Annotated in this window: 7 protein-coding genes; 5 read left to right on the forward strand and 2 right to left on the reverse strand. The window is 51.3% G+C overall.

Going from position 1 to position 12,857, the window contains the following annotated elements; genetic code table 11:
* Positions 1-27 precede the first annotated feature (27 nt).
* Positions 28-1,368 carry a Na+/H+ antiporter family protein gene (locus KSO86_RS05975; RefSeq protein WP_216379086.1) on the reverse strand — a complete coding sequence of 447 codons (1,341 nt, stop codon included), beginning with the start codon at positions 1,366-1,368 and terminating at the stop codon, positions 28-30.
* Between the two features lie 192 nt (positions 1,369-1,560).
* On the opposite strand from KSO86_RS05975, the gene KSO86_RS05980 reads away from it, so the two are divergent.
* From KSO86_RS05980 to KSO86_RS05995, 4 genes are all read left to right on the forward strand, one after another.
* A complete protein-coding gene (locus tag KSO86_RS05980) occupies positions 1,561-3,828 on the forward strand; it encodes a bifunctional metallophosphatase/5'-nucleotidase (protein ID WP_216379087.1) in 2,268 nt (755 codons plus the stop codon).
* 226 nt (positions 3,829-4,054) lie between these two features.
* Positions 4,055-6,793 carry a pyruvate, phosphate dikinase gene (ppdK, locus tag KSO86_RS05985; RefSeq protein WP_216379088.1) on the forward strand — a complete coding sequence of 913 codons (2,739 nt, stop codon included), beginning with the start codon at positions 4,055-4,057 and terminating at the stop codon, positions 6,791-6,793.
* 180 nt (positions 6,794-6,973) lie between these two features.
* Complete coding sequence (locus KSO86_RS05990; RefSeq protein WP_216379089.1) at positions 6,974-8,821, forward strand: acyltransferase family protein; 1,848 nt, start codon at positions 6,974-6,976, stop codon at positions 8,819-8,821.
* A 126-nt stretch (positions 8,822-8,947) separates the two neighbouring features.
* Positions 8,948-10,183, forward strand: a complete 1,236-nt coding sequence (locus KSO86_RS05995) for a hypothetical protein (RefSeq protein ID WP_216379090.1) — start codon at positions 8,948-8,950, stop codon at positions 10,181-10,183.
* Here the strand turns inward: KSO86_RS05995 and KSO86_RS06000 are convergent.
* Positions 10,180-11,196, reverse strand: coding sequence for an alpha/beta hydrolase (locus KSO86_RS06000; protein WP_216431953.1), 1,017 nt, complete (start codon positions 11,194-11,196; stop codon positions 10,180-10,182). The two genes, KSO86_RS05995 and KSO86_RS06000, sit on opposite strands and share 4 nt — an antisense overlap.
* 155 nt (positions 11,197-11,351) lie before the next feature.
* Between KSO86_RS06000 and KSO86_RS06005 the strand changes: the two genes are divergently transcribed.
* Positions 11,352-12,662 (forward strand): MFS transporter, encoded by a 1,311-nt coding sequence (locus tag KSO86_RS06005; protein WP_216379092.1) that lies wholly within the window; start codon positions 11,352-11,354, stop codon positions 12,660-12,662.
* Positions 12,663-12,857: the final 195 nt, after the last annotated feature.

The following is a 12,857-nucleotide window of genomic DNA, read 5'->3' on the forward strand; positions in this document are numbered from 1 at the left end:
GATTGGTATGAATCCCGCGGAGAATAGCTACAGCACCATTGCAGCGATCCAGCCGGCGACTAACAGTGGAATGTTGAAGTGAAGGAAGGTCGGAATAACCGAGTCACGAATGTGATCGTGTTGGCCATCCACATTCAAACCAGACGTAGGTCCGAGCGTCGAATCGGATGCTGGGGAGCCAGCATCGCCAAGCGCGCCAGACGTACCAATAATGGCGACAGTCGCCAATGGAGAGAACCCGAGCGAAGCGCATAGTGGTACGTAGATCGTGGTGATAATCGGCAAAGTAGAGAACGAGGATCCGATTCCAAGCGTAACAATCAGGCCCACAATCAGCATAGCTACTGCGGCCAGTCCTTTGTTGCCAGCCACCAGGGTGCTGGCCGACTCAACAAGTGATTCGACGTGACCGGTCGCGTTCATGACCGAAGCGAAACCTTGAGCAGAAATCATGGTAAAGCCGATGATTGCCATCATCTTCATACCGTTGGTGAAAGCCTCGTCGGCTTGGCGAAGCTTGAGCGTGCCAGTAAACAGGAAAACGCTTAAACCAAGGAGTGAACCGAGGAGAAGCGCATCGGCTTTGTAGCCGAGAGAGTTCAGCGTGAGCTGAGTCCCGAAGGTGACCAGCACAGCTACGATCGCAACGATGGTGTTTTTTGTGGAAACTTGTGGTTTCGACGTCGACGTCGATGCCTCACCCGAGCAGTAGATGCGCGGCTTACGATATGAAAAACCGATAGCTATTAGCAACCCAACGAGCATCCCGGCTGCCGGAATTGCCATCGCATGCATGACGTTAATGTTCGAGGTATCGAGCCCGGCAGATTCAATATTGCCGAGCAAAATATCGTTCAAGAAGACCGAACCGAATCCCAACGGAATAAACATGTATGTGGTCACGAGTCCGAACGTGACGGTGGACGCGACAATGCGCCGGTCGAGCTGCAACCTGTTGAATACTGGTAGCAGTGGCGGAATGAGGATCGGAATGAATGCGATGTGAACCGGAATAAGGTTCTGACTGAAGATAGCCATGAGAAGAATGCCGCCGAGCAAACTGTACTTGATCACCGCGGTAGAGCCGCCAGGAGAGCGCTTCGCAGTGCGAGAGACAAGCCACGATGCCAGTAAATCCGGCAAGCCCGACTGTGCGACCGCCATCGCGAATGCTCCCAAGAGTGCGTAAGATAGCGCGATTTTAGCGCCGGCTCCCAAACCATCTTGGAAGGCAAGCATGGTACCGTCTAGGCCAAGACCGGCAGTGAAGCCGCCAATAAGTGCGCCCATAAATAATGCAATGACCACGTGGACTCGCATAAGAGCTAGCAGGAGCATGGCAACAACAGCAATTAATACAGCATTCATACGGCTACTCTAACGGTGAACCAAGACGAGCTCAAGAAACCAGAATTCTTCTCACTATATGAACACCTCGGCAGGTGATTTTGGCGTTTTTCTGCGGAAATTCTTGTCGTAATTGCCGTGGCAATCTTTCTTGACTGCTAATCTAGTTAGTGAAGTTTATTTTCTAGCTTCCAAAATTCTAGGAGAATTTCTATGAAGAATCCGATGAAGCGTGTGGCAATTGGAGCATTTGCTGCCGCATCGCTGATTATGGCCCCTGTTACTGCATGGGCGGATGAACCTGCTCAGCCGGCAGAGAAGCCAGCTGAAGCTGCTGCGGAAACTAAGGCTGAAACGGTTCAGCCTGCCGCCGAAGAATCGACCGCTAAGGAAGAGGAGAAGGCTGAAAAAGCAGACAGCGTTGTTACTCTCAACCTTTTCAACCTCACCGATATTCACGGTCACATCGAGCCGGCAGAAAAGTACAAGGCGCCAGGCGTTTACGCGGAATCTGGGCTTGCTGCAGTTAAGTGCTACATTGACAAGGTTAAAGGAACTAACGCTAACACCCAGTTCACGCTACTGGGCGATAACATTGGTGCTTCACCATTTACCTCTGGTTCAGCGATGGATAACCCAACCATCGAAGCATTGAATGCCATGGACGTTTTTGCATCCACGATCGGTAACCACGAATTCGATAAAGGTATCCCGGCGTTGAAGTCACGTTTTGCTGGTACTGATGGTTTCACCAAGATTGGTTTCCCGTATTTGGGAGCCAATGTTGAAGGCCTATCTGAACTCGGTGACTACAAGATTTGGGAATCGCCATCTGGAGTGAAGGTTGGCTTCATTGGTGGCATCGAGAACGACGTCGCTACCAAGCTTCCAGCCGGAACTGTTGATTCGCTGACCTTCCACGAAGCTGCACCAGCAATCAACAAGCTTGCTGATCAGCTCAAGGACGGCGACGAGACGAACGGCGAAGCAGATATCGTTGTTGCTATGTACGACAACGACGTCAAGCTGTCCTACCCGAAGATGAACAAGAATGTTGACATCATTATGGGTGGCGACACCCACGTTCCATACTTCGGTTTGGATATGGTTCCTGCTGAGGATGGTCATTTGATCACCGCTACAGCCTCTGGTTCATTCACCGATAACTTGTCGAACGTCGTCGTCAAATACGATAAGGAAGCCAAGAAGGTCGTTGAATCACGGGCAGACAAGATCTCCGCAACCGATGTTTTCGCTTGTGGTCAAGACCCAGTTGTGAAGGCAATCGTGGATAAAGCCGCTGCTAACGCAAAGGCAGAGAAGGAAAAGGTTGTTTCGGAAGGCACCGGCAACTTCTACCGTGGTATTCACACAACCGATCCAGCCAAGAAGCCTGCGCCAGGCTCTAACCGTGGTGTGGAATCGACAATCGGTGGTTTGATCGCCGATGCGATGAAGGATTCCTTCTTGACTCTTGATAAGAAGCCAATTGACATCGGTATCATCAACGCTGGTGGTATTCGTGCAGACTTGACGCCGAAGGACGGCGTTGTAACTGTTGGTGACGTCTTCGCATTCATGCCGTTCTCGAACGAGGTTGGCTATGTGACGTTGACCGGCGCTCAGTTTAAGACATTACTAGAAGAGCAGTGGAAGACTCTCGGCGGCGATTCCTCCCGACCAATGCTCAAGCTGGGATTGTCAAAGAATGTTACCTACACGTTCGATCCATCCCGCCCGATGGGGGACCGCATCACCTCAATCATGCTTGATGGCAAGCCGATCGATCCTGCTGGTCACTACACCGTTGGCTCGGTAACCTTCTTGCTCGCTGGCGGTGACTCCTTTAATATCCTCGCCGATCCTGCAGTGAAGGCAACATATAAGGTTATTCCGGATGGTCTGGACCGCGACTGGATGCAGAAGTACCTGAAGAACAACCAGGCAGTACAGCCACGTGACTACACATCTTCTATTGGTGTCACTATCACCGATGTGGACACCAAGGATGGCAACGTTAACGCGAAGCTTTCGTTGCGTGGACTTTCGTTCACGGTTGATTCCGAGGCTCAAACAAAGGAAGTTACCGTCAAGTTTGGCGATCAAACGTTCACTGCCGCGGTCAACAACTCGGTTATTGATACAAAGGCGACTACCGAAAACGCGGTTGTTGTTGCAGACGGTGCCGGATACACCGAGGCATTCAACATTCACGCTAATTTCAAGTGCCCGGCCGGTGCAAAGAGCGTTCATGTTCCGCTTGTTGTGATGAACGATCAGGGCAAGGTGCTTGTCAGTGCCGATCAGATGGTCGGTGTAGACGTGGATTGTGGTGGTGTTCCAACATCGCCAAAGCCAGTTGAGCATGGCCAGCTTGCACACACTGGTGCATCCGTTGGTGTTCTAGGTGGATTGGCTGTAGTTGCAGTACTTGGTGGTGCAGCGTTGCTTCGCCGTCGTAAGGACGACGACGCAGAGTAATCTGTAGTTTCCTACCAGTTGATGGGGATGGGTCAGAACGGCCCATCCCCATCATATTTTGGGAAGGAGTGTCCAAATAACTCGTAAATGTGCGACTAACGTCCTAAATATAGTGACCCAGGTCGCATAAAAGTTCTCAATCGTGGGACTAAGGTGGTACATTTAACAGCGATTAGTGTGGCTGTGTCCGGCCATTTCATTTGACCCACTGGAGGGGCTACTACATATGACGAAGTATGTTTACAAATTTACCGAAGGCGACAAGGATCAAAAAGATCTTCTCGGCGGCAAAGGAGCAAACCTTGCTGAGATGACGAAGCTGGGATTGCCAGTGCCACCCGGCTTCACCATTACCACCGATACCTGCCGATACTACCTCGAGAAAAACGATATTCCGGCAGAACTTGAAGAACAAGTGAGTACAGCTATTGCTGGTGTCGAAGAAGCGATGGGGAAGAAACTCGGCGATCCTTCTAACCCACTTCTTATGTCAGTTCGCTCCGGTGCAAAGTTCTCCATGCCAGGCATGATGGAAACCGTGCTTAACATTGGTTTGAATGATCAGTCCGTCGAGGGCCTTGCCGCAATTGGCAACGAACGTTTTGCATGGGACTCCTACCGCCGCCTCATTCAGATGTTCGGAAAAACAGTTATGGATATCGATGGCGATTTATTCGCCAACGCCCTCCACGGTCTCCAAGAACGTAAAGGCTACGCTGGCGATCTTGACATGACCACCGAGGACCTCAAAGAACTCGTTGCTACCTTCAAGGAGATCTTTAAGAAGGAAACCGGTCAGGACTTCCCACAGAACCCACGTCACCAGCTAGACCTAGCAGTTATCGCAGTGTTCAATTCCTGGAACACGGATCGTGCGCGCATCTACCGCCGTCGGGAGCACATTCCGAACGATCTTGGAACCGCAGTCAACGTACAAACCATGGTGTTCGGCAACATGGGCGAAGGCTCCGGAACCGGAGTCTGCTTCACTCGTGACCCTTCTACCGGTGACTCGGGTGTCTACGGCGACTACCTCGAGAACGCACAAGGTGAAGACGTTGTTGCCGGTATCCGAAACACACTATCGCTAGCTGATCTCGAGCGGATCGACAAGACCTCATACGATGAGCTCGTTGCCATTATGAAGAAGCTCGAAAACCACTACCGCGATCTATGTGATATCGAGTTCACTATTCAGCAAGGTAAGCTCTGGATGCTTCAGACCCGAGTTGGTAAGCGTACCGCGGCAGCCGCCTTCCGCATCGCCAAGCAGCTTGTTGAAGAAGGCTTGATTAGTGAAGACGAAGCGGTAACCCGGGTAACCGGCGAACAACTGACGTCCTTGCTGTTCCCGCAGTTTGATAAGAAGGCACCAAAGACGCTACTTACCCACGGAATGGCAGCCTCTCCAGGCGCAGCCGTTGGTGAAATCGTCCTCAACAATGAGCAGGCAACACAACGTGTAGCAGCTGGCGCATCAGTTATTCTCGTTCGTCGCGAAACCAACCCAGACGATCTAGAAGGAATGGTTGCTGCATCCGGCGTGCTCACCGCGCGCGGCGGCAAGACCTCCCACGCGGCTGTGGTGGCACGTGGCATGGGTCGGTGCTGTGTTGTCGGCGCCGATGAGCTCCTCGTCGAAGAAGCTGCTGGAACGGTCGCTATCAAGGGATCGGATAAGGTCTTTAAAGCTGGCGATATTATCTCCATTGACGGCACAACCGGTGAAGTCTTCGCCGGAGCGGTAGCGGTCACTAATTCGCCAGTTATGACCTACATTGCTGACGGTCTAGATGAGGCGCTCAAGGTTGCTGAAGACGACGACACCAAGGATTTAGTCCGCGCAGTTGACCTTATTTTGACTCGTGCAGATAACGCTCGTACGCTCCTTGTTCGCGCCAACGCAGATACCCCAGAAGATGCCCAACGCGCTCGCGAGTTTGGTGCTCAGGGCATCGGTTTGTGCCGTACCGAACACATGTTCCTCGGAGATCGTCGTAAGCTCATCGAAACGGTTATTTTGGCAAAGACTGAGGAAGCTAAGCAGGCTGCATTCGATGCGTTGCTACCACTCCAAAAGGGTGATTTCCTCGGTATTTTCGAGGCGATGGATGGACTACCAGTTACAGTTCGCCTGATTGACCCGCCATTGCACGAGTTCCTTCCTGACATGACTGCGCTGTCGGTAGAGCTCGCAGTGAAGCAGGCTAAGGGCGAGAAGATCAGCGTCGAAGAGCAAGCATTGCTGGAAGCAGTCAAGGGTAACCATGAGCAAAACCCAATGCTTGGCTTGCGCGGTGTTCGTCTTGGTCTTAAGCTCCCCGGCTTGATCATTATGCAGGTGCGAGCCATTGCTGAAGCAGCAGCTGAACTAAAGAAGGCCGGCAAGGATCCACGCCCAGAGATCATGGTTCCGCTGATCGGTTCTTCGCGCGAAATGCAGATCGTTCGCGATATGGCAGAAGAAGTATTGGCCGAAGTATCTGCGGAGCACGGCGTTGAGCTTGACCTCCCCATCGGCAACATGATTGAGTTACCTCGCGCAGCGATGTCTGCCGATACGATCGCGGCCGAATCTGACTTCTTCTCTTTCGGTACCAACGATCTCACTCAGACAACTTGGGGCTTCTCTCGTGACGACGTCGAATCCACGTTCTTCAACGAATACTTCGACTACGGTGTATTCGGCATTTCGCCATTCGAATCCATCGATGTTCACGGTGTTGGTGCGGTTGTTGAAATGGGAGTTGAGCGTGGCCGGTCAACCAAGCCGGGCTTGAAGATGGGCGTTTGTGGTGAGCACGGCGGCGATCCAGCATCGATCCATTTCTTTGCTGAGATCGGTCTAAACTATGTGTCGTGTTCTCCATTCCGTGTCCCAGTGGCACGCCTCGAAGCCGGTCGTGCAGCGATTTCCAACGAATCGCCACGGGCGGCTGGCGGTGCTGCTAACCGTACTGCCTGAGTAACCATGAACTGACATAATTCAGTAGCACACTGGCGCATATTCTTGGCGAATATGCGCCAGTAGTGTATCTGGTCAAAGTGCGGTGAAGATTCTTACACTATCTTTCAGCGATGTTTGCCAATCGCGATGGTAAAAGCAGGCAAGTAGAATAGAAATCCAGGCGGCTGAGGAGGATAAGTGAAGAAACAACAGCACGGACGCATCCTAGGCTTAGACGGCTTACGTGCAATAGCTGCGCTAATCGTCGTGGTTTATCACCTCATCCCCGGTGTTGCTGATGTGGGCTATATCGGCGTCGATATGTTCTTTGTTATATCGGGCTTTCTTATTACCTCACTGCTGATGAAGGAATATGAAACAAACGGTTCGATCTCATTCGGTCGATTCTGGATGCGCCGTATTCGCCGTCTTGTTCCCGCAGTGGTTGTGGCAACCGTTGGGGCTCTAGCTCTGGCGCGACTTTTCGGCGGAGATGCTTTAACACAGTTGCGTTGGCAAGCGCTTGGTGCGGTTACCGGCTCATATAACTGGTTCCAAATCGCTCATTCTTCCTCATATTTCGACCAACAGTCGCCACTGATACTGAACAATATGTGGTCCTTGGCAGTCGAGCAGCAGTTTTACCTGATCTGGCCACCAGTTCTCGTCCTCATTCTCTTTCTTTTCCCGTTCCAAGTTCGCACAGTAACCGCAGTGGTTTTGGCGGTTGCTTCGATCGCGCTACACGCAGTGACGGTTGGCGCTGATCCCACAACTGCTTATGTGTCGACTTTTAGTCATTCGTTTGGTCTCATGATGGGCGCTGCCATGGCACTGAGCTTACCCGGATTACTCCGCGGGACTCGGAAACAGACTAGTTCGTGGTGGGGGTACGCTTCCTGGTTGGCGTTGGCATCTATCGTGGCGTTGAGTGCCATCGTGCCCGACGGCGAACTCATGTACCCGTGGGGAATGGTTCTTTTCTCGATACTTACAGTTATCGTCGTCCGTGGTCTACTACCAGATGTTCCGGGTTGGGGAGCGCGAGTGCTGCAAGGAATTCTTGAATTTCGTCCAGTGGCCTGGCTAGGGCATAGGTCGTACGGTATTTATCTGTGGCACTGGCCGTTACACGTTATCGGTTTCTATCACTCGCCGCTCAAAGCGTTTCCGACGTCGATCATCGTCCTTCTCCTGAGCATTATTTTTGCAGATCTGTCCTACCGCCTCATTGAAACCCCGATCCGTCGGCATGGTTTTATTGCGTGGTTGAAGAACTTGGCATCTCATAAGACTGCTGCGATAACTGGTGGAGTTATTTTTGGTGTTTTGCTGAGCCTGGCAGTTATCGGCTTGTTGACCGAGCAGAAAACGTCGTCGGGCGAAAGCTTTATTCGTCAAGCTCAAGAGCAGGTGGAAAAGAACCGGCAGCAGGAGGATCCGCAAAATGACGATCCACAATCGCAAGAACCAGCTCCAGCTGAACCTACTCCAGAGCAGGCACCGAATACTGCAGCTCCGGAGCCAGAAAATAACCAGCCAAGCCAATTTCCAGATCCAGTAGGAAGCAACGTAACTATTATCGGTGACTCAGTCACGTTGGCGGCACAGCCCGCATTCGCCGAAGCTCTACCCGGAGTCATCGTAGATGGTGCGGTGTCTCGATCGATAAAGCAGTTTCCGGCTATCGCCGCTGATTATGACAGTCGTAACCAGCTTCGCCCATACGTGGTTGTAGGTCTGGGGACAAACGTGGCTATTACAGCTGCAGATGCGGAAGCTGTAATGAAGAGCGTGGGCCCAAATAGGCGAATCGTTTTCATAACTGCCAGTGCCCCCGAATATGCAACTTGGGTTCCAATTTCTAATGCAACAATACGTGACTTGGCCGCGCGCTATCCCGATCGTGTGGCAATTGCAGATTGGGAACAGATCGCATTGGCACACCAGGATAATCTCGCCGGAGACAGAATACATCCGGATGCTGATGGAGCCCGGCTTCTCGCGGCTGCTGTTTCTCAGGCATTACACAGTTTTCATAGGTAAGATTTTCATAGGTAAGATAAGATACTGAAGTGCAATTGGTGGGCTATATCGCGTCCCGATCATCTTATAAGATGCTGAATTATCCGATAGTCTTGTAGATACGCGTATTGGAAGGAAGAGTGGAACATGTCAGTGTTTGCATTGAGTGATGGAAGACTCGTTGAAGCACCTACATATTCCCAGTTTTCTCGAGGTCTTATTAAAGATATTCTCCATGCAGTGCAATCTCAGACTTTAGCTTTAATTCAGCGTCCGCTGTTCCCAATCGGGTATGTGACGAATCAGGATAGTGGCGATCCGAAGCAGTCGCTAATTGCCTTGGATTCAGATAAACGTGTTGTCACGATTGAAGTTGTCGATATCCTGACTGCTGCGTCGTTGGTTCAGGCGTCAGCGCGAGCCGGAAAATTTAGTTCTCTTAGCCGGCAACAACTCGTTGATTTTTATCCGGGGACAGAACAAGATTTTGCCCACCGGTGGGGACTTTTTATCGACAGCACAGCACCATCATCGCAGCAAGCTCCTCGGTTATACATCTTTTGTCAAGATCTCGACGACGAAGCACGCAACTCACTTAGTGGTGTAGACGTTGATGTTAAACTTATCGTCGCGCATGAGGGCGCAAATGGAACGCTGATAGAAGTTGTGGATGTGGATCAGCATTTGCCGCACGTCATCAACCAGCCACAAGCACCGTGGATGATCAGCGCCGGGAGTTCTAGTAGCGGCGAGGAAGCCGAAAATTTACTTGATCAATCTTTGTGGGATATTCAAGGATGGGCGGAGCGTCCCAGCATTCCGCCGCTACCGTATCATCAAGCAGTCGCCCAGCAATCACAGGCCGATAATCTTCCCACAGAGCAACCTGATTTCATCCTTCCAGATTCAGAAGATGGCGTCCGCGAAGCATCAGAAGAAGCGGAAGTAAGTCGTTTTGATACGGCAATTATGTTGGCTGAGCTAACTGAGCAGCCCAGTCGTCGTAGCCGTCGGGCGCGGCGTCGTGCCACCGCAGGCCAAACTGAATCAGAACACGTATCGGTCAACGAGCGTGACACAGCGCCAGCCAGCACCCCGCATCTGCCGAAATCGAAATCGGGGACCGTTCTATACGAACAGCTTTTGGAACGTACCAAGCGCGCCGAACAGCGTCTATGGGACCGGTCAGCACCGCAGGTGCACACCGAGAAAACTATTTTCTCTGAGGAGAAGTCGGCCAATATGGCGGCTCGTGCGGTAGCTGAAGCAGCCGAAAAGGATTGTACAAAGCTCGCTGAGTGGATTACCATCCAGCGAGCCGAACAACTTGCTTCTAATAATAAGCCGCAGCCAGCGCGTAGACGCCGTTCACGCCGCCACTAAATACGTGCTACGTGCGTGATCCAGTTGCGCAGTTGGGCGAAAGCTTCAGTACGAACTTCTGCTCGCGAAAAAACTACGTCATGGATTGCGCCCGATAGTTTCACAATAGTGGTGTGATTAGATAGGTAAACGGCGCGCTTCCAAATCAGTTCGACGTCGAGCACGCCGTCGACACTGCGTTGTCCCTGATTCCATGTTTCCGTGATATCGGAGCGAGCCGAGGTCATCACCAAAACTGGAAGGTCCATATTCAGACCTTTCGCGACTTGAGCGTGACCGTTGAGAACAGCGGAAAGCCAGCCGGCACGAATAGGGAAGGACGGGAAGTGACGGAATCTTTCGTCCGGCTTCCAGCCGCCCTCGAAGAACGGGTCACCAGCTTGATGGACTGGCATTGGCCCGTCCTCTTCCTTCCATCCGGTAAGTACGCGTTGATAGAAGCCATTATCGGATTCCGAGAGAATTTTTTCTGGCGAAAAACGCGCTACGGTATCCACGAAGGGCTTTCCGACATGGTGAGTGATCGGGGAATCTTGATACTCCAGCCACGGTGAATTCAATGCAAGTCCAGCGAGTTTGCTGGCGTGCCGGGAGGCAAACAGGCTCGTCGTTAATCCACCAGTTGAATGACCGTAAAGAATGATCGGGAAGTCCTCATGATGTTCAGCCTTGATGATCTCCATCGCGGCGAGGATTTCTTCATCGTATTTCTTCAAATCGCTGATGTATCCCCACATCTGACCTTCTTCATGGGACCGGCCGTAGCGGCGCAAGTCCAGGGCGTAAAAACGGCCCCCGCACGAGGTCACGGCTTGAGCTAGTTCCGTCTGATAGAAATAGTCATTCCAGCCGTGCACACCGAGGAAAGCAAACTTAGGTGCGTCCGCAGTTTGGGCGGCTTCCGGTAGGTGCCGTACCAGCGTTGCTTTAACTGGGCCTTGATCGTCAGGTTGCAGGTCAATAGTTGTATAAGTGTAATCTTTTCCAAGAAAATCTGGGTACCACGTTGTCATGCTTATAAGGGTATCTGGCACAAACCTAGCGAGACAACTAATAATGGCAAAGAAGCCCTGTTTCTGCCATATTTTCCAGAAATTCGTATGACAAGTCGATTTATGTGTAAAATCTATCTGGTATTCGTATTAGTCATGAAAACATAGGGGTTTCCATGGGGTTTTTCCGTCGTAATGGCTTCCACAGCAAAGAGCAAGTGGCAGCATTTCTGACTGTGGTTTTTTCCGGGCAGATAATCTATTCAGCTTTTGAGTCCTTCAAAATTCCGTTCTATGAGCGGTTAGTAGAGTTTTATGGACTAACTGATACGCAGTTCGGTCTACTATTCACGATGCTTGGTGTGGCTGTTTTCTTCTATATCCCTGCAGGATGGGTGAACAACCGTTTCAACGCTCGTACCGTGCTGATGTGGGGTCTTGCTTATCGCTGTGTGACGGCGTTAATCATGATTATTCTGCGTCCTGCCTTTGCATTCATGCTTGTTATTACCTTTACTTGGGGTGTTATTGACGCAATTTTCTGGCCAGCTGTTGTTAAAGGTGTTGTGCTGTTTTCTTCGAAAGAGCATAAGGGCTTTGCGCTTGGTACATTGACGGCGTTCCGAGCCGGTGGTGAAGCCACGCTTAACGGCATTCTTATCGGCATCATGGCGATTGCGAATGGTTCTATGCTCGCTTTCCGCTCTGGGATGATTGCCTATGCGTTGCTGACCTTGCCGTTGATTGCGCTGATCTACCGCTATGTTCCAGCAGATCCGAAGGAAGACGGTGACGTGTCTGCCGATGCAGAAACGGTTGAGCTAACCAATTCTGAAGCTTTGGCTGGGCTGTGGCATACCCTGCGGATTCCGCGTGTATGGCTTGCCGGTTTCGCTGGCATGAATGTCTACTGGGTGTACACCACTCTTATTTATACGACGCCGTATTTCGTTCGCGTGTACGGTATGGGGCAAGAATCTGCTGCGCTTTATGCTACGGTCAACGCAATTCTGCTTGGTCTAGGCGGTGGTCTGGTGGGCGGACTCGTTGCTGATAAGGTGTTTAGGTCCTCGGCCAAGACTCTGGCGGCAACGCTATTCGGCGGCGCAATATTCTTGATTATTTTGGCCTTCTTGCCAGCTCAGGCAAGCAATTTCTACGTTGCGCTCGGATTGATTTCCGCTTTTGTTTTCTTGACGATGATGGCCAAAGGTATTCAGCAAGCTCCGGTTGCGGAACTGAATTTGCCTAACTCAATTGTGGGATCTGCGATGTCAGTTAATTCGTTCTTGGCGTTCGCTTGTATTTTGTGGGCGACGACGTTGAATGGCTCTATCCTCGATGCATACAAGGATGATCCGGCTACCGGCTTCAGCATCATTTTCATAGCTATGGCAGTTGTGGGATTAGTTGGTGCTGGTCTTTCTTGGTGGCTTGCTGTTTTGAACCGGAGCCATGAGGAACGAGCTGTATTGGAGCAGCTCTAGTAGTTAGCGACTGTTTGCACTGGGTGCGGATGACGATAAGCGTCATCCGCACCTTTTCGTTGTAAAAACTGCTTCTGTGATCAAGAAGTGCTTATTGTTACAAATGTTAAAGGTGCGATTAACGTGAATTTTGTTTTTCGTGTTTCTTATTGGTGCAATTTGTTATAAGGTCGTTACGTAGCAATCCTGGGTTGT

The organism is Arcanobacterium phocae (assembly GCF_018913465.1).
GTDB lineage: Bacteria > Actinomycetota > Actinomycetes > Actinomycetales > Actinomycetaceae > Arcanobacterium > Arcanobacterium phocae_A.